We start from the raw sequence: 21,507 nt of genomic DNA, 5'->3' as shown, positions 1-21,507 counted from the left end.
GGACCCATGACCAGCAAGGGCACCCACCAGTGGCGCGGCATCATCGAGGAGTACCGGGACCGCCTTCCGGTCACGGACAAGACGCTGGTCGTCACGCTCCGTGAGGGCGGTACGCCGCTCGTTCCCGCTCAGGTCCTCTCCGAGCGCACGGGCTGCGAGGTGCACCTCAAGGTCGAGGGCGCCAACCCCACCGGCTCCTTCAAGGACCGGGGCATGACCATGGCCATCACCAGGGCCAAGGAGGAGGGTGCGCAGGCCGTCATCTGCGCCTCCACCGGCAACACCTCCGCCTCGGCGGCGGCCTACGCGGTGCGCGCCGGGATGGTCTGCGCCGTCCTCGTGCCGCAGGGCAAGATCGCGCTCGGCAAGATGGGCCAGGCCCTCGTGCACGGCGCGAAGATCCTCCAGGTCGACGGAAACTTCGACGACTGCCTGACCCTGGCCCGCGGCCTCTCCGAGAACTACCCGGTGGCGCTGGTCAATTCGGTCAACCCGGTCCGTATCGAGGGCCAGAAGACCGCCGCGTTCGAGATCGTGGACATGCTCGGTGACGCGCCCGACATCCACGTCCTGCCGGTCGGCAACGCCGGCAACATCACGGCGTACTGGAAGGGGTACTCCGAGTACGCCGCCGACGCCGTCTCCACGCACCGACCGCGCATGTGGGGCTTCCAGGCCTCCGGTTCGGCCCCGCTGGTGCGCGGCGAGGTCGTCAAGGACCCGTCGACGATCGCCACCGCGATCCGCATCGGCAACCCGGCCTCGTGGGACTACGCGATCGCCGCGCGGGACGAGTCGGGCGGCTTCATCGACGAGGTGACGGACCGTGAGATCCTGCGTGCCTACCGCCTGTTGGCCGCGCAGGAGGGCGTCTTCGTGGAGCCCGCGTCGGCCGCGTCGGTCGCCGGTCTGCTGAAGGCCGCCGAGCAGGGCAAGGTCGACCCGGGCCAGAGGATCGTCTGCACGGTCACCGGCAACGGCCTCAAGGACCCCGACTGGGCCGTCGCCGGCGCGCCTCAGCCGGTCACCGTCCCGGTCGACGCGGCCGCCGCCGCCGAGCGCCTCGGTCTGGCCTGATCCCACCCCTCCCGCAGAGGGAGAAGCCCTGATCGAAACCCGATCAGGAACGTACATAGGCGCACAGGTTGGCTCGCGACACGCATCGTGCGCCTCCTGTGCGCCCTATGTCGCCACAGAACCTTCCTTCGATAGGCTGTACCGAACCCGCTCCCACGCATATGCGCGGTGTCGTTGCCGTTGTCGCCTCCAAGGCCGAAACGGTCCCCCGGGTTCCCGTGTACTTCTCCGAAGTACCGGCCTGAAATACCCGTTGTCGCAATCAAGGAGAGTCATCGAGCGATGGCCGGTCCAGCGTTCCGCGCCGCCGCCGTACGGGTGCGCGTCCCCGCCACCAGCGCCAATCTCGGCCCGGGCTTCGACGCCTTCGGCCTGTCGCTGGGCCTCTACGACGACGTCGTCGTCCGTGTCGCCGACTCCGGGCTGCACGTCGACATCGCCGGCGAGGGTGCCGAGACGCTCCCGCGCGACGAGAGCCACCTGCTCGTACGCTCCCTGCGCACGGCCTTCGACCTGCTCGGCGGGCAGCCGCGCGGCCTCGAGGTCGTCTGCGCCAACCGCATCCCGCACGGCCGCGGCCTCGGGTCCTCCTCCGCCGCCATCTGCGCCGGCATCGTCGCCGCCCGCGCCGTGACGATAGGCGGGGACGCCAGGCTCGACGAGGCCGCCCTGCTCGAACTCGCCACCGAGATCGAGGGCCACCCCGACAACGTCGCCGCCTGTCTCCTCGGCGGATTCACGCTCGCCTGGACCGAGTCCGGTGCCGCGCGGGCGATCAGGATGGATCCTTCGGATTCCATCGTTCCAGTGGTTTTCGTCCCCGGGAAGCCGGTGCTCACCGAGACCGCCCGCGGGCTCCTCCCGCGCACCGTCCCGCATGTGGACGCCGCGGCCAACGCCGGGCGTGCCGCCCTCCTCGTCGAGGCCCTGACCCGCCGCCCCGAGCTGCTGCTCGCGGCCACCGAGGACCGGCTGCACCAGGAGTACCGGGCCCCCGCGATGCCCGAGAGCATCGCCCTCGTGAACCGGCTGCGCGCGGACGGTGTCCCCGCGGTCATCTCCGGTGCGGGCCCCACGGTGCTCGCACTGGCCGAACACGGGACGGCCGACAAGGTCTCCCGACTTGCGGGCGAGGGCTGGGCCGCGAACCGGCTCGACCTCGACGTGCCCGGAGCGAGCGTCCTGCCGCTCGCGCCCTAGGCGCGACGGGGCCGGACGCCGGGCAGCGTCCGGGACAGGAGATTGCCGGTGAGGGAGAGGGGGAATGTTTGTCGGAGCCGGTAGTGTTAACCTCAAGTCTGCACCTGACCTCTTTGTGGAGCGGTGCGGAGTGTCCCCATCAGGGACCACACATTCTTCCGGGAGCCTCCCCAACTGCCTGAGCAGCCTGCCTGAGCAGTTTCGAGCACGCTCCGGAACCGGCACGACACCCCTCGCTCTTCAGCAGTTGAGGGCCGAGCAGGGGGCGCTCGGGCCGGACCCACAGCACGTTCCTCTCTCCGCCGTACCCGGCGGGACCACCGCCCCGGACACGGTCCACCCACACGGGACCGCTGCCGGACAGCACAACCGGTCGCCGAGCCAGATGGCCGACGTCCGCTCCAGGGAAGGACCCTTCGTGAGCGACACCACCGATCTGATGGGCGTGACTGCCGACAGCAGTGTCGACGCCGCCGCGCCCGCCGCAGGTGCTGCCACCGGCGGCACCGCACGGCGCCGCCGCTCCGGCACCGGCCTCGACGGCATGGTCCTGGCCGAGCTGCAGCAGGTCGCGTCCGGCCTCGGCATCAGGGGCACCGCGCGGATGCGCAAGAGCCAGCTGATCGAGGTCATCAAGGAGGCGCAGGCCGGTGGCGGCACCGCCGCCCCCGCCAAGGCCGCCGACGCCGCCGAGACCAAGCCGAAGCGCCGCGCCACCGCCAAGGCCCGTACGGGCGAGACCGCTGCCGAGGCCACCGAGCCCAAGGTGGAGAAGGCCGAGAAGGCCGTCACCCAGCAGCAGATCGACATCCCGGGCCAGCCCGCCTCCGACGACCAGCCGGCCGGTGAGCGCCGTCGTCGTCGGGCCACCGCCCCCGCCGGTTCGCCGGAGGGCGAGGCCAAGGCCGAGGCCGCGCAGGCCGTGAAGACCGAGGCCCGCGCCGAGGCCCGTACCGAGGCCAGGGCCGACGCACAGCCTGACGCCAAGGCCGAGACCGCCGTCGACGGCGCCGAGGGCCGTGGCCGCCGTGACCGCGGCGAGCGGGGCGACCGCGGGGAGCGCGGCGAGCGCCGTGACCGCCGCGACCGTCAGCGCGACCGCGGCAAGGGCGACGAGCAGCAGGGCGGTGGCCAGGGCGGCCAGCGCCAGCGCCAGGGCGGCCAGGGCCAGCAGGTCCAGGGTCAGGGTCAGCAGGGCGGCGGCCAGCAGGCCGGCCCGCAGGACGACTACGACGACGAGGCGGGCGGCCGTCGCGGCCGTCGGGGCCGTTACCGCGACCGCCGCGGGCGTCGTGGGCGTGACGACTTCCAGGCCGGCGAGCCGCAGGTCGCGGACGACGACGTCCTGATCCCCGTCGCGGGCATCCTGGACATCCTCGACAACTACGCGTTCATCCGGACCTCCGGCTACCTGCCCGGTCCGAACGACGTGTACGTCTCCCTGGCCCAGGTCCGCAAGAACGGCCTGCGCAAGGGTGACCACGTCACCGGCGCCGTGCGGCAGCCGAAGGAGGGCGAGCGCCGCGAGAAGTTCAACGCGCTGGTCCGCCTGGACTCCGCGAACGGCATGGCCGCCGACTCCGGCCGCGGCCGCCCCGAGTTCAACAAGCTGACCCCGCTGTACCCGCAGGACCGGCTCCGTCTGGAGACCGACCCGGGCGTGCTGACCACGCGGATCATCGACCTCGTGTCGCCGATCGGCAAGGGCCAGCGCGGTCTGATCGTGGCCCCGCCGAAGACCGGTAAGACCATGATCATGCAGGCGATCGCCAACGCGATCACGCACAACAACCCCGAGTGCCACCTGATGGTCGTCCTGGTCGACGAGCGTCCGGAAGAGGTCACCGACATGCAGAGGTCGGTCAAGGGCGAGGTCATCTCCTCGACCTTCGACCGTCCGGCCGAGGACCACACCACCGTCGCCGAGCTGGCCATCGAGCGCGCCAAGCGTCTCGTGGAGCTGGGTCACGACGTGGTCGTCCTGCTCGACTCGATCACCCGCCTGGGCCGCGCGTACAACCTCGCGGCGCCGGCCTCCGGCCGCATCCTGTCCGGTGGTGTCGACTCGACCGCGCTCTACCCGCCGAAGCGCTTCTTCGGTGCCGCGCGCAACATCGAGGACGGCGGCTCGCTGACCATCCTCGCGACGGCGCTGGTGGACACCGGTTCGCGCATGGACGAGGTGATCTTCGAGGAGTTCAAGGGCACCGGCAACATGGAGCTCAAGCTCGACCGGAAGCTCGCCGACAAGCGCATCTTCCCGGCGGTGGACGTCGACGCGTCCGGTACCCGCAAGGAAGAGATCCTGCTCGGCAGCGACGAGCTCGCCGTCACCTGGAAGCTGCGTCGTGTGCTGCACGCGCTCGACCAGCAGCAGGCGATCGAGCTGCTGCTCGACAAGATGAAGCAGACGAAGTCGAACGGCGAGTTCCTGCTGCAGATCCAGAAGACCACGCCCGGTGCCGCCAACAACGACTGACGCGAGATCCGCGTCACACGACGAGATCCGGGCCCCGCGCCCGTGACCCCGTCGTGACCTGCGTGAACCACTGCGCCCACCGTGCCCCGCACGGTGGGCGCAGTGCTGTCCCGGCCGCCGCTCACCCAAACCTCACAGGTCCGTATGCAACCCTTTCGGGTGCTTCGCCGTCACACATGGTGAACCCGAGGGTCGAAGGATGAGGATGACCGAGCAGAGCAAGAGCGGGCGAATACGCGGGGCCGGAGGCGGCCGCCGCCGCAAGCCGCACGCCAGGCGCAGCCGGCGACTGGCGATCCTCGGCTCCGGCGCCGCCGCCGTCCTCGTCCTCGGCGGCGCGGGACTCGGCTACGTCTACGTCAAGCTCGACGGCAACATCGAGGCCGTCGACATCAACGCCCAGCTGGGCAAGGACCGCCCCGAGGACGTCGACGACGGCTCCATGGACATCCTCGTCCTCGGCTCCGACTCGCGCTCCGGCGACAACGACGCCTACGGCAAGGACGAGGGCGGCGCCCGCTCCGACACCGCGATGGTCGTCCACGTCCACGAGGGCCACAAGAAGGCGAGCGTCGTCTCCATACCCCGGGACACCCTGATCGACCGGCCCTCGTGCACCGGCGACCAGGGCGCCGGCGTCGCCGCCGAGCGGCGGGCCATGTTCAACACGGCGTACGAGGTCGGCGGCCCCGCCTGCGCCGTCAAGACCGTCGAGGCGATGTCCGGCATCCGCATGGACCACTACATCGAGGTCGACTTCACCGGCTTCAAGAAGCTCATCGACGAACTCGGCGGGGTGGAGATCACCACCACCGCCCCCATCAAGGACGACAAGAGCCACCTCGACCTCGCGCCGGGCACCCACACCCTCGACGGCGAGCAGTCCCTCGGTCTCGTCCGCACCCGCAAGAGCGTCGGCGACGGCAGCGACCTCGGCCGCATCCAGCTGCAGCAGGCCTTCATGAAGGCCTTCATCGCCCAGGTCAAGGGCGTCGGCGTCCTCACCGACCCGAAGAAGCTCCTCGACCTCGCCGACGCCGCCACCAAGGCCATCACCCCCGACTCCGAACTCGACTCGGTGCAGGAACTGATGGGCTTCGCGAAGGGGCTCTCCGGCATCGGCGCCCAGAACGTCCACATGGTCACCCTGCCCGTCGAGTACGACCCCCGGGACCCCAACCGCGTCCTCCCCCTGGAAGCCCAGTCCCGGCAGGTGTGGACGGCCCTGAAGAACGACCGGCCGATCCCCGCGACGGCGACGAAGGACGCCGCCACCGGCAAGGCCGACGGTGTCGTGAAGTAGCCGGCGGACACGTCGGGAGCACCCCCGGAATACTTCCGGCCCCACCCCGGTTTTGGGAGATACGGCCGGTCCTGGCAGACTGGTACGTCGGCCCCGGTTCACGTTTGCCGCAACCCGCGGAAGCGACCCGGAGCCCTCCCGAAACTAGGAGACACCTTGAAGCGCGAGATTCACCCCGAGTACGTCGAGACCCAGGTCAGCTGCACCTGCGGCGCGTCGTTCACCACCCGGAGCACCCTGACCGACGGCACCATCCGTGCCGAGGTCTGCTCCGAGTGCCACCCGTTCTACACGGGCAAGCAGAAGATCCTCGACACCGGCGGCCGCGTGGCCCGCTTCGAGGCCCGCTTCGGCAAGGCCGGCTCCGCCGCGAAGTAGCGAGCCCCTGCGCCGGTCCACGGTCGCCCCGCGCGGGTGGCCGGGACCGGCGCTTTGCCGTCCCCGTAGCAACTGACGAAAAGACCAGGAGCCCCCCGATGTTCGAGGCGGTCGAGGAACTGGTCGGCGAGCACGCCGGCCTGGAGACGAAGCTCGCGGACCCCTCGGTCCACGCCGACCAGGCGAACGCGCGCAAGCTCAACAAGCGCTACGCCGAGCTGACCCCGATCGTCGCCACCTACCGGGCCTGGAAGCGGACCGGTGACGACATCGAGACCGCCCGCGAGTTCGCGCACGACGACCCCGACTTCGCCGCCGAGGTCAAGCAGCTGGAGAAGGACCGGGAGGAGCTCACCGACAAGCTCCGCCTGCTCCTCGTCCCGCGCGACCCGAGCGACGACAAGGACGTCATCCTGGAGATCAAGGCGGGCGCAGGCGGCGACGAGTCCGCGCTCTTCGCCGGCGACCTGCTCCGCATGTACCTGCGGTACGCCGAGCGCGTCGGCTGGAAGACCGAGATCATCGACGCCACCGAGTCCGAGCTCGGCGGCTACAAGGACGTCCAGGTCGCCGTGAAGACCAAGGGCGGCAACGGCGCCACCGAGCCCGGCCAGGGCGTCTGGGCGCGCCTCAAGTACGAGGGCGGGGTGCACCGCGTGCAGCGCGTGCCCGCGACCGAGTCGGCCGGCCGCATCCACACCTCCGCCGCCGGTGTCCTCGTCACGCCCGAGGCCGAGGAGGTCGAGGTCGAGGTGCACGCCAACGACCTGCGCATCGACGTCTACCGCTCGTCGGGCCCCGGCGGCCAGTCGGTCAACACCACCGACTCCGCCGTCCGCATCACGCACCTGCCGACCGGCATCGTCGCCTCCTGCCAGAACGAGAAGAGCCAGCTCCAGAACAAGGAGCAGGCCATGCGCATCCTGCGGTCCCGGCTGCTCGCCGCCGCGCAGGAGGAGGCCGAGTCCAAGGCCGCCGACGCCCGCCGCAGCCAGGTCCGCACCGTCGACCGGTCCGAGAAGATCCGCACGTACAACTTCCCGGAGAACCGGATCTCCGACCACCGCGTCGGCTTCAAGGCGTACAACCTGGACCAGGTGCTCGACGGCGACCTGGACTCCATGATCCAGGCGTGTGTCGACGCCGACTCCGCCGCCAAGCTCGCCGCGGCGTAAGTTCCGTAAGCCCCACCCCGCACCACGGAGGACCAGCGTGCAGTCACTTTCTGGGGGGCGACCCCCAGGCCCCCGAAGTCTGCTGCTCGCCGAGGTGGCCCAGGCCACCCAGCGGCTGGCCGACGCCGGCGTCCCCTCACCGCGTTTCGACGCCGAGGAACTCGCCGCGTTCGTGCACGGCGTCAAGCGGGGGGAGCTGCACAACGTCAAGGACGCGGACTTCGACGCCCGCTACTGGGAGACGGTCGCCCGCCGCGAGGCCCGTGAACCGCTCCAGCACATCACCGGGCGCGCGTTCTTCCGCTACCTGGAGCTCCAGGTCGGGCCCGGCGTCTTCGTGCCCCGCCCGGAGACCGAGTCGGTCGTCGGCTGGGCGATAGACGCCGTGCGCGCGATGGACGTCGTCGAGCCGCTCATCGTCGACCTCTGCACCGGCTCCGGCGCCATCGCGCTCGCCATGGCGCAGGAGGTGCCCCGCTCGCGCGTCCACGCCGTGGAGCTCTCCGACGACGCCCTCGTCTGGACCCGGAAGAACGCCGAGGGCTCGCGCGTCAGCGTCCACCAGGGCAACGCGCTGACCGCGCTCCCCGAGCTGGACGGCCAGGTCGACCTGGTCATCTCCAACCCGCCGTACATCCCGCTCACCGAGTGGGAGTACGTGGCGCCCGAGGCCCGCGACCACGACCCGGAGATGGCCCTCTTCTCCGGCGAGGACGGCCTCGACACCATCCGCGGCATCGAGCGCACCGCCCACCGGCTCCTCCGGCCCGGTGGCCTGGTCGTCATCGAGCACGCGGACACCCAGGGCGGGCAGGTGCCGTGGATCTTCAACGAAGAGGCCGGCTGGGTCGACGCGGCCGACCACCCCGACCTGAACAACCGGCCGCGCTTCGCGACCGCCCGCAAGGCAACGCCATGACTGGCATGACGAACCACGTGTACGAGGAGGCCGGGAACTGATGGCACGGCGATACGACTGCAACGAGGCGACCGACCGAGTGACCGGTCTGCGCGAAGCCGCGTCCGCCGTCCGTCGGGGCGAGCTGGTCGTGCTGCCCACCGACACCGTGTACGGGATCGGGGCGGACGCCTTCAGCGGCGAGGCCGTGGCCGACCTGCTCGCCGCCAAGGGCCGTGGCCGCAACATGCCCACGCCCGTGCTCATCGGCTCCCCGAACACCCTCCACGGCCTGGTCACGGACTTCTCCGAGCAGGCCTGGGAGCTCGTCGACGCGTTCTGGCCCGGCGCCCTCACCCTCGTCGCCCGGCACCAGCCGTCCCTCCAGTGGGACCTGGGCGACACCCGGGGCACCGTCGCCATCCGCATGCCGCTGCACCCGGTCGCGATCGAGCTGCTCACCGAGGTCGGCCCGATGGCCGTCTCCTCGGCCAACCTCACGGGCCACCCGTCCCCCGAGGACTGCGACGCGGCCCAGCAGATGCTCGGCGACTCCGTCTCCGTCTACCTCGACGGCGGGCCGACCCCCGGCATCGTCCCCTCGTCCATCGTCGACGTCACCGGCGAGATCCCGGTGCTGCTGCGCCAGGGCGCGCTGTCGCCCGAGGAGCTCCGGAAGGTCGTACCCGACCTCGAGGTGGCCAGTTGACCGCCCTTGAGGGGCGTGGCATAGCGGGGTTCGACGACAGCAACACCTTCCGCATCCTCCACGTCAGCACCGGCAACGTCTGCCGCTCGCCGATCACCGAGCGGCTGACCCGCCATGCCCTGAGCGACCGCCTGGGCGACCCTCTCGGCGGCGGCCTGATCGTGGAGAGCGCGGGCACCTGGGGCCACGAGGGCGCCCCGATGGAGGCCAACGCGGAACTGGTCCTCGCCGACTTCGGCGCGGACTACAGCGGCTTCGTGGGGCGCGAGCTCCTCGACGAGCACGTCATCCGTGCGGACCTGGTCCTGACGGCGACCCGTGACCACCGGGCGCAGGTCATCTCGATGGGCCACTCGGCGGGCCTGCGCACCTTCACCCTGAAGGAGTTCACCCGCCTGGTCCGCGCGATCGACCCGGCCACGCTCCCGGACCCCCGCGACGAGGGCATGGTCGAACGCGCCCGCGCCCTGGTCCGCGCGGCGGCCGCCCTCCGCGGCTGGCTGCTGGCCCCCTCGGTGGACGCGGACGAGGTCAACGACCCGTACGGCGCCCCCATCACCTTCTTCCGCTCGATCGGCGACGAGATCAACCAGGCGCTGGACCCGGTGGTCACGGCGCTCACGGGGGTACGGGCGCGGGACTGACGTCCCGGTCACGTCCGGGGAGTCCGGCCCCCGGGCGCGGCACTGACGTCCCCGGCCACGTCCGGCGGACGGAGTCCGACGCAGCGTCGCGATGCCCGGGAGGCCCCTGGGGGCCGAGCGGTGCGAGGGGCGCATCGGGGGTGGGGCTCAACCAGGCGCTGGACCCGGTGGTCACGGCGCTGACGGGGGTACGGGCGCGGGACTGACGGCTCGGCCACGTCCGGCGAGTCCGGCCCGCGGGTGCGGCACTGACGTCCCCGGCCACGTCCGGCGAGGCGGCCTGCGGCTTCGGCGGGCGGGGTGGGGGGTGTGTGCCTACATTGGTGACATGTCGGTCACCGCTCCACCCGCCGAGGAACTCGACGTCCTGCGCCGGCAGGACCCGGAGGTCGCCGACGTGCTGCTCGGCGAGGTGCGACGGCAGGCCGACAGCCTGCAGTTGATCGCCGCGGAGAACTTCACCTCGCCCGCCGTCCTCGCCGCCCTCGGCTCCCCGCTCGCCAACAAGTACGCCGAGGGCTACCCCGGCGCCCGTCACCACGGAGGCTGCGCGTACGCCGACGCCGCCGAGCGGATCGCCGTGGAGCGGGCCACCGCGCTCTTCGGCGCCGACCACGCGAACGTCCAGGCCCACTCGGGCTCCTCGGCCGTCCTGGCGGCGTACGCGGCCCTTCTCAGGCCCGGTGACACGGTGCTCGCCATGGGCCTGAACCACGGCGGCCACCTCACGCACGGGTCGCCCGCGAACTTCTCCGGCCGCTGGTTCGACTTCGTCCCGTACGGCGTGGACGCCGAGACCGGTCTCGTCGACCACGAGCAGGTCGCCGCGCTCGCCCGCCACCACCGCCCCAAGGCGATCGTCTGCGGTTCGATCTCCTACCCGCGCCACCTCGACTACGCGATCTTCCGCGAGATCGCCGACGAGGTCGGCGCGTATCTCATCGCCGACGCCGCCCACCCCATCGGTCTGGTCGCCGGGGGAGCGGCCCCCAGCCCCGTGCCGTACGCCGACGTGGTCTGCGCGACCACCCACAAGGTGCTGCGGGGTCCGCGCGGCGGGATGATCCTCTGCGGCGACGACCTGGCGGGGCGGGTCGACCGGGCGGTGTTCCCGTTCACCCAGGGCGGCGCCCAGATGCACACGATCGCGGCCAAGGCGGTGGCCTTCGGTGAGGCGTCCACCCCGGCGTTCACCGCGTACGCCCATCAGGTGGTCGAGAACGCCAGGGTCCTGGCGGCCGCGCTCGCCGCCGAGGGTTTCGCGCCGACCACCGGCGGCACCGACACCCACCTGATCACCGCCGACCCCGCGCCCCTCGGCATCGACGGCCGCACCGCGCGCGCCCGGCTCGCCGCCGCCGGCATCGTGCTCGACACCTGCGCCCTGCCCCACGGGGATGCCCGCGGCATCCGGCTCGGCACGGCGGCCGTCACCACGCAGGGGATGGGCCCCCAGGAGATGGCCCGGATCGCCTCGCTGTTCACCGCCGCGCTGCGGGACGACGCCGGGGAGACCGCCCGGGTGCGGGCGGAGGTACGGGCGCTGACCGGGCGATTTCCCCCGTATGGACGCTGAGGAAAGATCGCGGAAAGCCCGAACGCAACCGTTCGGACCCCCCGCGTGTCTCCAAGCACATGGACGGCACGGCTAGGGTGTGGGGCTGAGATGGCCAGCGATTCCTGTGGGGCAGCCCGTGCGTGATTACCTGCTGACGCTCTGTGTCACGGCCGCGGTGACCTATCTGCTCACCGGTCCGGTGCGGAAGTTCGCCATCGCGACCGGGGCGATGCCGGAGATCCGCGCCCGCGACGTACACCGAGAACCGACTCCGCGGCTCGGTGGCATCGCCATGTTCTTCGGGCTGTGCGCGGGGCTCCTCGTCGCCGACCACCTGCAGAACCTGAACAGCGTCTTCGAGCTCTCCAACGAGCCGCGCGCCCTGCTCTCGGGTGCCGCCCTGATCTGGCTGATCGGTGTCCTGGACGACAAGTTCGAGCTGGACGCGCTGATCAAGCTCGGCGCGCAGATGATCTCGGCGGGCGTGATGGTCGCGCAGGGTCTGACGATCCTGTGGCTGCCGATCCCGGGTGTGGGCGTGGTCTCGCTGACCCCCTGGCAGGGCACGCTCCTGACCGTCGCCCTGGTCGTCCTCACCATCAACGCGGTCAACTTCGTCGACGGTCTCGACGGCCTCGCCGCCGGCATGGTCTGCATCGCCGCCGCCGCCTTCTTCCTGTACGCGTACCGCCTCTGGTACGGCTACACGATCGAGGCCGCCGCCCCCGCGACGCTCTTCACCGTCATCCTCATGGGCATGTGCCTGGGCTTCCTGCCGCACAACATGCACCCGGCGCGGATCTTCATGGGCGACTCCGGCTCGATGCTGATCGGCCTGATCCTGGCGGCCTCCGCCATCTCGATCACCGGCCAGGTCGACCCGGACGCGCTGAAGATCTTCGAGGGTTCGACCCGTGAGGCCACGCACGCCGCCCTGCCGGTCTTCATCCCGCTGCTGCTGCCGCTGACCATCATCGCGATCCCGATGGCGGACCTGGTCCTCGCGATCGTGCGCCGTACGTGGAAGGGCCAGTCGCCGTTCGCGGCCGACCGCGGGCACCTGCACCACCGGCTCCTGGAGATCGGCCACTCGCACAGCCGCGCGGTGCTGATCATGTACTTCTGGTCGGCGCTGATCGCCTTCGGCACGCTGGCGTACTCGGTCCACTCGGCGTCGATGTGGATCGTCCTCTGTGTCGTCGGGCTGAGCGCGATCGGTCTGGTCCTGCTCCTGCTGCCGCGCTTCACGCCGCGGGCCCCCCGCTGGGCGCAGTCCGTGGTGCCGCCCCGCTACCGCCGCCGCAAGCCGGCGCCCGTGGTGGAGCCGCTCCCGGAGGCGGTCGCGGTCGGGGAGGAGCGCGTTCCGGTGCCGGCGGGGCTCCACGGCGCCACGGCCATCGGCAACCGCGCGCGCTTCACCGACCGGCGTAAGGCCGGAACGCCAAGTTGACGAATGCCGCAACGGCGGCCATTACCAGACAGAGTGCTCGCCTGTCGCGCACACACGCGCGGTGTAACTCTCATGTGTGACAGTTGGCACACCTTCTGGGTAAAGACCTATTCAAATAGTTTGTGATACGGTTCACGAGACCCGGCGCCAGAGCCGAAAGACCGTAGTGCGACGGTCCGTTGGCCCCGAGACCCACCTCGGACCGGGCTTACGCTCGTCCCTGACGACACCATCGCCCCCTTCAGCAAGCGGAGACACCGCCATGCCGTCCAACGACGCACGCATCCTGTTGCCCACCGCCATCCCCACTGTTGCCGTCGGCGTCATCGCCACGGTCGTCAGCGGGGTGGTCGCGGGTGGCAAGGGTGCGATCGGCGCGGTCGTCGGCACCCTGGTCGTCGTCCTCTTCATGGGTATCGGGCTGGTGGTTCTGCAGCGGACGGCGAAGAAGCTCCCGCAGCTGTTCCAGGCCATGGGGCTCATGCTCTACACGGCCCAGCTGCTGCTGCTCTTCATCTTCCTGGCCTTGCTCAAGGACACGACGCTGTTCGACTTCAAGGCCTTCGCGTTCACGCTTCTCGCGACGACCGTGGTGTGGGTCGCCGCACAGGCCAGGGCCTACATGAAGGCCAAGATCATGTACGTCGAGCCCGAGAAGTCGGGGTCGAAGTCGTGAAGGGTAGGGCCGGGATAAAGCCGCTTTCGGCTTCCTGCTATCGTCCGGTGCCAACTGCGGCACTGCGGGCGCGGGCATCCGAGACGCCTGTCCCAGCGCGAGGCTCGATGCCAAACCGCCGCCCTCTTATCCGTAAGACCAGTCCAGTGCCGACCCGCGGCTGCGTGCCGCGCCGACACATCGAGGTTGCCGTACCTATGCGCCACGCTGAAGGAGCCCGCGGTGAGTGCTGACCAGACGCTTGCCTTCGACCCGGATTGCCACATCTTCACCGGATGCGGCTTCCCGGCGCCGGGCCTGCACACGTTCATGTACGAGCCGATCGCCACGTGGGGAAGCTTCGAGTTCACGAAGCCCATGCTGCTCGCGATCCTGGGCTCGCTCGTGGTCGTCGGGTTCTTCTGGGCCGCCTTCAACAAGCCCAAGCTGATCCCCGGCAAGATGCAGATGGTCGGCGAGGCCGGTTACGACTTCGTGCGCCGCGGCATCGTCTACGAGATCATCGGCAAGAAGGACGGCGAGAAGTACGTCCCGCTGATGGTGTCGCTGTTCTTCTTCGTATGGATCATGAACCTCTGGTCCATCATCCCGCTCGCCCAGTTCCCGGTCACCTCGCTGATCGCCTTCCCGGCGGCCCTCGCGCTGATCGTCTACGTGCTGTGGATCTCGCTGACCTTCAAGAAGCACGGCTTCGTCGGCGGCTGGAAGAACATCGTCGGCTACGACAAGTCGCTCGGCCCGATCCTTCCCCTGGTCGTCGTCCTGGAGTTCTTCTCCAACCTGCTCATCCGGCCCTTCACGCACGCGGTCCGACTGTTCGCGAACATGTTCGCCGGTCACCTGCTCATCGTGATGTTCTCGCTGGCCACCTGGTACCTCATGAACGGCCTCGGCTTCGTCTACGCCGGCGCCTCGTTCGTCATGGTCCTCATCATGACGGCCTTCGAGCTCTTCATCCAGGCCGTCCAGGCGTACGTCTTCGTGCTCCTGGCCTGCAGCTACGTCCAGGGCGCGCTCTCCGAGCACCACTGAGTCCTGCCCGGCAGCAGCACCACTCACCCAACCCACAGTCGTCCGGTGGCCAACCCCCACCGGGTCCTTGAAAGAGAAGGAAGAACCGGCATGTCCGCTCTCGAGACTCTCGCCGCCGTCAACGGAAACGTCGCCTCGATCGGCTACGGCCTCGCGGCCATCGGCCCCGGCGTCGGCGTCGGCATCATCTTCGGTAACGGCACCCAGGCCCTCGCCCGTCAGCCCGAGGCTGCCGGCCTGATCCGTACCAACCAGATCATGGGTTTCGCCTTCTGTGAGGCGCTCGCCCTCATCGGCATCGTCATGGGCTTCGTCTACAAGTAAGCCGGACCGACTGCCCGATTCTTTTTACGGAAGGCACTGATGTGAACGCTCTGCTTCTTGCGGCAGCGGAGGAGCCCCAGCCTCCTCTGATCCCGCATCTCGACGAGCTCGTCATCGGCCTGATCGCCTTCGTCATCGTCTTCGGCTTCCTCGCCAAGAAGCTCCTCCCGAACATCAACAAGGTTCTGGAGCAGCGTCGCGAGGCCATCGAGGGTGGCATCGAGAAGGCCGAGTCGGCCCAGATCGAGGCTCAGAGTGTGCTGGAGCAGTACAAGGCCCAGCTCGCCGAGGCCCGCCACGAGGCCGCGCGTCTTCGCCAGGAGGCGACGGAGCAGGGCACCGCGATCATCCAGGAGATGAAGGCGGAGGGCCAGCGCCAGCGCGAGGAGATCATCGCGGCCGGCCACACGCAGATCGAGGCCGACCGCAAGGCCGCCTCTGCGTCGCTGCGTCAGGACGTGGGCAAGCTCGCCACCGACCTGGCCGGCAAGCTGGTCGGCGAGTCCCTCGAGGACACCGCCCGCCAGAGCCGCACGATCGACCGCTTCCTCGACGAGCTCGAGGAGAAGGCCGAGGCTGTCCGATGAACGGAGCGAGCCGCGAGGCACTGTCCGCCGCCCGTGAGTCCCTCGACGCGCTGACCGACAACACCACGGTCGACGCGACGAAGCTCGCGGACGAGCTGGCCGCCGTCACCGTGCTGCTCGACCGCGAGGTGTCGCTGCGCCGGGTCCTGACCGACCCCGCGCAGTCGGGTGAGGCCAAGGCCGAGCTCGCGCAGCGACTCCTGAGCGGTCAGGTGGGCGGCGTGACCGTCGACCTGGTGTCCGGCATGGTGCGTTCCCGCTGGTCGCGCTCGCGTGACCTGGTCGACGCGGCCGAGGAACTGGCGAACACCGCCGACCTCACCGCGGCGCAGAAGGCGGGCGCCCTCGACGGCGTCGAGGACGAGCTGTTCCGGTTCGGCCGGATCGTGTCCTCCAGCCCCGAGCTCCGCTCGGCGCTGACGGACAAGGCCGCCACGGCCACCGCCAAGGGCGAGCTGCTCCGCAGCCTGCTCGGCGGCAAGGCCCACGCGACCACCGAGCGCCTGGTCGTCCGTCTGGTGACCCAGCCCCGGGGACGTAGCCTGGAAGCGGGACTCGAGTCCCTGTCCAAGCTCGCCGCGGCGCGCCGGAACCGGATGGTCGCCGTCGTCACCTCGGCGGTGCCGCTGTCGGACCAGCAGAAGCAGCGCCTCGGTGCCGTCCTGGCCAAGCTGTACGGCCGCGAGATGCACCTGAACCTGGACGTGGACCCGGCGGTCCTCGGCGGGATCACCGTGCAGGTCGGCGACGAGGTCATCAACGGGTCCATCGCGGAGCGCCTCGACGAGGCGACCCGTCGACTGGCCGGCTGACGCAGCCGCACAGCACAAGGCATCACAGCAACACAGCATCACCAGCGGCCCGGTTGGGCCGTGCAGAGATTGCAGAAGATTCCTGGGGGTCGGCCCCCAGACCCCTTAAGAAACTTCGGGCCCAACAAGGAGAGCAGGGAACCCAGATGGCGGAGCTCACGATCCGGCCGGAGGAGATCCGGGACGCACTGGAGAACTTCGTCCAGTCGTACCAGCCGGACGCGGCCTCGCGCGAGGAGGTCGGCACGGTCAGCCTGGCCGGTGACGGTATCGCGAAGGTCGAGGGTCTTCCCTCGGCCATGGCGAACGAGCTGCTGAAGTTCGAGGACGGGACCCTCGGTCTCGCCCTGAACCTCGAAGAGCGCGAGATCGGTGCGATCGTCCTCGGCGAGTTCAGCGGCATCGAGGAGGGACAGTCGGTGCAGCGCACCGGCGAGGTCCTCTCCGTCGGTGTCGGTGAGGGATACCTGGGTCGCGTCGTCGACCCGCTCGGCAACCCGATCGACGGTCTCGGCGAGATCGCGACCGAGGGCCGCCGCGCCCTCGAGCTGCAGGCCCCGGGCGTCATGGCCCGTAAGTCGGTGCACGAGCCGATGGAGACCGGTTACAAGGCCGTCGACGCCATGACCCCCGTGGGTCGTGGACAGCGCCAGCTGATCATCGGCGACCGTCAGACCGGCAAGACCGCGCTGTGCGTCGACACGATCATCAACCAGCGCGACAACTGGCGCTCGGGCGACGTGAACAAGCAGGTCCGCTGCATCTACGTCGCCATCGGCCAGAAGGGCTCGACCATCGCGTCCGTTCGCGGCGCCCTGGAAGAGGCCGGCGCGCTCGAGTACACGACGATCGTCGCCGCCCCGGCGTCCGACCCGGCCGGCTTCAAGTACCTGGCGCCGTACACCGGTTCCGCCATCGGTCAGCACTGGATGTACCAGGGCAAGCACGTCCTGATCGTCTTCGACGACCTGTCGAAGCAGGCCGACGCCTACCGCGCCGTGTCCCTGCTGCTGCGCCGCCCGCCGGGCCGTGAGGCCTACCCGGGTGACGTCTTCTACCTGCACTCGCGTCTCCTCGAGCGCTGCGCGAAGCTCTCGGACGAGCTCGGTGCCGGTTCGATGACGGGTCTGCCGATCGTCGAGACCAAGGCGAACGACGTGTCGGCGTTCATCCCGACCAACGTCATCTCCATCACCGACGGCCAGTGCTTCCTGGAGTCCGACCTGTTCAACGCCGGCCAGCGTCCGGCTCTGAACGTCGGTATCTCGGTCTCGCGTGTCGGTGGCTCCGCCCAGCACAAGGCGATGAAGCAGATCTCCGGTCGCCTCCGTGTGGACCTCGCCCAGTTCCGTGAGCTGGAGGCCTTCGCCGCCTTCGGTTCGGACCTGGACGCGGCCTCCAAGGCGCAGCTGGAGCGTGGACAGCGCATGGTCGAGCTGCTCAAGCAGGCTCAGTACCAGCCGATGCCCACCGAGAACCAGGTCGTCTCCGTCTGGGCCGGCACCACCGGCAAGATGGACGACGTCCCGGTCGCCGACATCCGCCGCTTCGAGGCCGAGCTCCTGGCGTACCTCCGCCAGAACCACTCGGGCCTCATGACCTCCATCCGTGAGGGCGGCAAGATGTCGGACGACACGCTGCAGTCCGTCGCCGACGCGATCGCGGAGTTCAAGAAGCAGTTCGAGACCTCTGACGGCAAGCTGCTGGGCGAGGACGCTCCTGCCGCCGTCAACGTCTCGAAGTGACGACGGAAGGGACCTGACTCATGGGAGCGCAGCTCCGGGTCTACAAGCGTCGCATCAAATCCGTCACCGCGACGAAGAAGATCACCAAGGCGATGGAGATGATCGCCGCCTCGCGTGTCGTCAAGGCGCAGCGCAAGGTGCAGGCGTCGACTCCGTACGCGACCGAGCTGACGCGCGCGGTCACGGCGGTGGCCACGGGTGCGAACGACAAGCACCCGCTGACCACCGAGGCGGAGAACCCCGTCCGCGCCGCGGTCCTGCTCCTCTCGAGCGACCGCGGTCTGGCCGGCGCGTTCAACTCCAACGCCATCAAGGCGGCGGAAAAGCTGACGGCGAAGCTGGAAGGCGAGGGCCGTGAGGTCGCCGTCTACGTCGTCGGCCGTCGTGGTATCGCGCACTACAACTTCCGTGAGCGGAAGCTGGCCGGTACGTGGACCGGGTTCACGGACCAGCCGTCGTACGGCGACGCCAAGACGATCGCGGCTCCGCTGATCGAGGCGATCGAGAAGGACACGGCGGAGGGTGGTGTGGACGAGCTCCACATCGTCTACACCGAGTTCGTCTCGATGATGACGCAGACGGCGGTCGAGGCCCGGCTGCTGCCCCTCAGCCTCGACGAGGTGGCGAAGGAGGCCGGCGGAACGGACACGCTCCGCCCGCTGTACGACTTCGAGCCGTCGGCGGAGGACGTCCTCGACGCCCTGCTGCCCCGGTACGTCGAGAGCCGGATCTACAACGCGCTGCTCCAGTCGGCTGCCTCCAAGCACGCTGCCACGCGCCGCGCGATGAAGTCGGCGACCGACAACGCGGGAGACTTGATCAACAACCTCTCCCGACTTGCCAACGCGGCCCGCCAGGCCGAAATCACCCAGGAAATCAGCGAGATCGTCGGTGGCACCGCAGCCCTGGCCGACGCGACCGCGGGGAGTGACAAGTAATGACGACCACTGTTGAGACGGCCGCCGCCACGGGCCGCGTCGCCCGGGTCATCGGCCCGGTCGTCGACGTGGAGTTCCCCGTCGACGCGATGCCGGAGATCTACAACGCGCTGAACGTCCAGGTTCCGGACCCGGCCGAGGAGGGCGCGACCAAGACGCTGACCCTCGAGGTCGCCCAGCACCTCGGTGACGGCGTGGTCCGCACCATCTCCATGCAGCCCACCGACGGTCTGGTCCGCCAGGCCCCGGTGACGAACACGGGCACGGGCATCACCGTCCCCGTCGGCGACGTCACCAAGGGCCGCGTGTTCAACACGCTGGGTCAGGTGCTGAACGCGGACGAGTCCACCGTGGCCGACGCGCCGCGCTGGACGATCCACCGCAAGGCCCCGGCCTTCGACCAGCTCGAGTCCAAGACCGAGATGTTCGAGACCGGCCTGAAGGTCGTCGACCTTCTCACCCCGTACGTCAAGGGTGGAAAGATCGGTCTGTTCGGTGGTGCCGGTGTCGGCAAGACCGTTCTGATCCAGGAAATGATCGTCCGTGTGGCCAAGCTGCACGACGGTGTCTCCGTCTTCGCGGGCGTCGGCGAGCGCACCCGTGAGGGCAACGACCTCATGGTCGAGATGGAGGAGGCCGGCGTTCTCGACAAGACCGCGCTGGTCTTCGGCCAGATGGACGAGCCCCCGGGCACCCGTCTGCGCGTGGCCCTCGCCGGTCTGACCATGGCGGAGTACTTCCGCGATGTGCAGAAGCAGGACGTGCTGTTCTTCATCGACAACATCTTCCGCTTCACCCAGGCCGGTTCCGAGGTGTCGACCCTGCTCGGCCGTATGCCCTCCGCGGTGGGTTACCAGCCGAACCTGGCCGACGAGATGGGTCTCCTCCAGGAGCGCATCACCTCGACCCGTGGTCACTCGATCACCTCGATGCAGGCGATCTACGTCCCCGCGGACGACCTGACCGACCCGGCTCCGGCCACCACCTTCGCCCACCTCGACGCGACGACGGTTCTGTCCCGTCCGATCTCCGAGAAGGGCATCTACCCGGCCGTGGACCCGCTGGACTCCACGTCCCGGATCCTGGACCCGCGCTACATCGCGCAGGACCACTACGACGCCGCCACGCGCGTCAAGGGAATCCTGCAGAAGTACAAGGACCTCCAGGACATCATCGCGATTCTCGGTATCGACGAGCTGAGCGAGGAGGACAAGCTCGTTGTCCACCGCGCCCGCCGTGTCGAGCGATTCCTGTCCCAGAACACCCACGCGGCGAAGCAGTTCACCGGTGTGGACGGTTCGGACGTTCCGCTCGACGAGTCGATCGCCGCGTTCAACGCGATCTGCGACGGTGAGTACGACCACTTCCCCGAGCAGGCGTTCTTCATGTGCGGTGGCATCGAGGACCTCAAGAACAACGCCAAGGAACTCGGCGTCTCCTGAGCCTCGTGCCCCCCGGGAGGGGCGGGACCTGTCCCGCCCCTCCCACCACGCCCACTAGAATTGACCCCAACACCCGGCACGACCGCCGGGTGGTGACCCGAGGAGCCACCCTTGGCTGCTGAGCTGCACGTCGAGCTGGTCGCCGCGGACCGGAGTGTCTGGTCCGGCGAGGCCACCCTGGTCATCGCGCGTACCACCTCCGGCGACATCGGCGTCATGCCCGGCCACCAGCCGCTGCTCGGTGTGCTGGAGTCGGGCCCGGTGACCATCCGTACGAGCGATGGCGGCACTGTCGTCGCCGCCGTCCACGGTGGATTCATCTCGTTCGCCGACGACAAGCTGTCTCTGCTCGCGGAGATCTGCGAGCTGGCGGACGAGATCGACGCCCAGCGCGCCGAGCGCGCGCTGGAGCGTGCGAAGTCGGATTCCGACGCCGCCGCCGAGCGGCGCGCCGATGTCCGGCTGCGCGCGGTAGCGGTCCGCTGACGGTCCGCGCCGAGTAGTGCCCTCAGCCGCGGCACGTTCCGGAATTTTCCGGAGCGTGCCGCGGCTGAGGCGATGCAGATGCAGGTCGTATTCGGTTGTGCCGGCGGTGCCGGTCACGGGACGCAGCGAGGAGGTCGGTGAAGATGTTCCTCGCTCTGCTCGTGTGCGGCCTGGTCGTCGCACTGGTGGTGATCGGGCTCTTCGTCTTCGGCTTGCGCCGCAGACTGATCCAGCGGGCCGGCGGCACCTTCGACTGTTCCCTGCACTGGAACGTCCCGGACGACCCGGACCCGAGCGGCAAGGGCTGGGTGTACGGCGTCGCCCGCTACAGCGGTGACGAGATCGCCTGGTTCCGTGTCTTCTCGTACGCGCCCCGCCCGCGCCGGGTCCTGGAGCGCGCGTCGATCGTGGCCCTGGAGCGCCGGATGCCGGAGGGCGAGGAGGAGCTCGCGCTGCTCTCCGACGCGGTGATCCAGCCCTGTATGTACGAGGGCGTGCGCCTGGAGCTCGCGATGAGCGAGGACGCGCGGACCGGTTTCATGGCCTGGCTGGAGGCGGCGCCTCCCGGGCAGAGGGTGAACGTCGCGTAGAAGT

Annotated in this window: 21 protein-coding genes; all 21 read left to right on the top strand. The window is 69.8% G+C overall.

The window, feature by feature from the left end:
• Positions 1-6: 6 nt before the first annotated feature.
• The 21 genes from thrC (at position 7) to AMK29_RS05885 (ending at position 21,503) form a co-directional block, all read left to right on the top strand.
• Positions 7-1,077: a threonine synthase gene (gene thrC / locus AMK29_RS05985; RefSeq protein WP_073808618.1), complete on the top strand. Its 1,071-nt coding sequence runs from the start codon at positions 7-9 to the stop codon at positions 1,075-1,077.
• Positions 1,078-1,359: 282 nt separating this feature from the next.
• Complete coding sequence (gene thrB, locus AMK29_RS05980; RefSeq protein ID WP_073808615.1) at positions 1,360-2,277, top strand: homoserine kinase; 918 nt, start codon at positions 1,360-1,362, stop codon at positions 2,275-2,277.
• Positions 2,278-2,695: 418 nt separating this feature from the next.
• Entirely contained in the window at positions 2,696-4,756 is a 2,061-nt protein-coding gene (rho, locus tag AMK29_RS05975) for a transcription termination factor Rho (RefSeq protein ID WP_073808612.1), read from the top strand.
• A gap of 205 nt (positions 4,757-4,961) precedes the next feature.
• Complete coding sequence (locus AMK29_RS05970) at positions 4,962-6,059, top strand: LCP family protein (RefSeq protein WP_073808609.1); 1,098 nt, start codon at positions 4,962-4,964, stop codon at positions 6,057-6,059.
• Positions 6,060-6,215: 156 nt separating this feature from the next.
• Positions 6,216-6,437 carry a 50S ribosomal protein L31 gene (rpmE, locus tag AMK29_RS05965; RefSeq protein ID WP_073808606.1) on the top strand — a complete coding sequence of 74 codons (222 nt, stop codon included), beginning with the start codon at positions 6,216-6,218 and terminating at the stop codon, positions 6,435-6,437.
• A 98-nt stretch (positions 6,438-6,535) separates the two neighbouring features.
• A complete protein-coding gene (gene prfA, locus AMK29_RS05960; protein ID WP_073808603.1) occupies positions 6,536-7,612 on the top strand; it encodes a peptide chain release factor 1 in 1,077 nt (358 codons plus the stop codon).
• A gap of 37 nt (positions 7,613-7,649) precedes the next feature.
• Entirely contained in the window at positions 7,650-8,531 is an 882-nt protein-coding gene (prmC, locus tag AMK29_RS05955) for a peptide chain release factor N(5)-glutamine methyltransferase (RefSeq protein WP_198942187.1), read from the top strand.
• 40 nt (positions 8,532-8,571) lie between these two features.
• Positions 8,572-9,219, top strand: a complete 648-nt coding sequence (locus AMK29_RS05950) for an L-threonylcarbamoyladenylate synthase (protein ID WP_073808598.1) — start codon at positions 8,572-8,574, stop codon at positions 9,217-9,219.
• Complete coding sequence (locus tag AMK29_RS05945) at positions 9,216-9,863, top strand: arsenate reductase/protein-tyrosine-phosphatase family protein (RefSeq protein ID WP_073808595.1); 648 nt, start codon at positions 9,216-9,218, stop codon at positions 9,861-9,863. The genes AMK29_RS05950 and AMK29_RS05945 overlap by 4 nt, the downstream gene beginning before the upstream one ends.
• A gap of 328 nt (positions 9,864-10,191) precedes the next feature.
• Complete coding sequence (gene glyA / locus AMK29_RS05940) at positions 10,192-11,439, top strand: serine hydroxymethyltransferase (RefSeq protein ID WP_073808592.1); 1,248 nt, start codon at positions 10,192-10,194, stop codon at positions 11,437-11,439.
• Positions 11,440-11,557: 118 nt separating this feature from the next.
• A complete protein-coding gene (locus AMK29_RS05935) occupies positions 11,558-12,871 on the top strand; it encodes an MraY family glycosyltransferase (protein ID WP_073808590.1) in 1,314 nt (437 codons plus the stop codon).
• Positions 12,872-13,133: 262 nt separating this feature from the next.
• Complete coding sequence (locus AMK29_RS05930; RefSeq protein ID WP_073808587.1) at positions 13,134-13,547, top strand: hypothetical protein; 414 nt, start codon at positions 13,134-13,136, stop codon at positions 13,545-13,547.
• 222 nt (positions 13,548-13,769) lie between these two features.
• Positions 13,770-14,579 carry a F0F1 ATP synthase subunit A gene (gene atpB / locus AMK29_RS05925; RefSeq protein WP_073808583.1) on the top strand — a complete coding sequence of 270 codons (810 nt, stop codon included), beginning with the start codon at positions 13,770-13,772 and terminating at the stop codon, positions 14,577-14,579.
• 90 nt (positions 14,580-14,669) lie between these two features.
• Positions 14,670-14,903, top strand: a complete 234-nt coding sequence (gene atpE, locus AMK29_RS05920; RefSeq protein WP_010474382.1) for an ATP synthase F0 subunit C — start codon at positions 14,670-14,672, stop codon at positions 14,901-14,903.
• 41 nt (positions 14,904-14,944) lie between these two features.
• A complete protein-coding gene (locus AMK29_RS05915) occupies positions 14,945-15,490 on the top strand; it encodes a F0F1 ATP synthase subunit B (RefSeq protein ID WP_073808580.1) in 546 nt (181 codons plus the stop codon).
• Complete coding sequence (locus AMK29_RS05910; RefSeq protein ID WP_073808577.1) at positions 15,487-16,302, top strand: F0F1 ATP synthase subunit delta; 816 nt, start codon at positions 15,487-15,489, stop codon at positions 16,300-16,302. Before AMK29_RS05915 ends, AMK29_RS05910 begins: the two co-directional genes overlap by 4 nt.
• A gap of 146 nt (positions 16,303-16,448) precedes the next feature.
• On the top strand, positions 16,449-18,047 hold the full coding sequence (atpA, locus tag AMK29_RS05905) for a F0F1 ATP synthase subunit alpha (protein WP_073808574.1): 1,599 nt from the start codon (positions 16,449-16,451) through the stop codon (positions 18,045-18,047).
• A gap of 20 nt (positions 18,048-18,067) precedes the next feature.
• Positions 18,068-18,985 (top strand): F0F1 ATP synthase subunit gamma, encoded by a 918-nt coding sequence (locus tag AMK29_RS05900; protein ID WP_073808572.1) that lies wholly within the window; start codon positions 18,068-18,070, stop codon positions 18,983-18,985.
• A complete protein-coding gene (atpD, locus tag AMK29_RS05895; protein WP_073808569.1) occupies positions 18,985-20,427 on the top strand; it encodes a F0F1 ATP synthase subunit beta in 1,443 nt (480 codons plus the stop codon). Before AMK29_RS05900 ends, atpD begins: the two co-directional genes overlap by 1 nt.
• Before the next feature lie 111 nt (positions 20,428-20,538).
• On the top strand, positions 20,539-20,913 hold the full coding sequence (locus tag AMK29_RS05890; RefSeq protein WP_073808567.1) for a F0F1 ATP synthase subunit epsilon: 375 nt from the start codon (positions 20,539-20,541) through the stop codon (positions 20,911-20,913).
• 143 nt (positions 20,914-21,056) lie between these two features.
• Positions 21,057-21,503, top strand: coding sequence for a DUF2550 domain-containing protein (locus tag AMK29_RS05885; protein WP_073810624.1), 447 nt, complete (start codon positions 21,057-21,059; stop codon positions 21,501-21,503).
• Positions 21,504-21,507: the final 4 nt, after the last annotated feature.

The sequence above is a fragment of the Streptomyces sp. CB02261 genome (assembly GCF_001905665.1).
Classification (GTDB): Bacteria; Actinomycetota; Actinomycetes; order Streptomycetales; family Streptomycetaceae; genus Streptomyces.
Note: the sequence above shows the minus strand (reverse complement) of the source record. Positions and strands in the feature narration are given on the sequence as shown.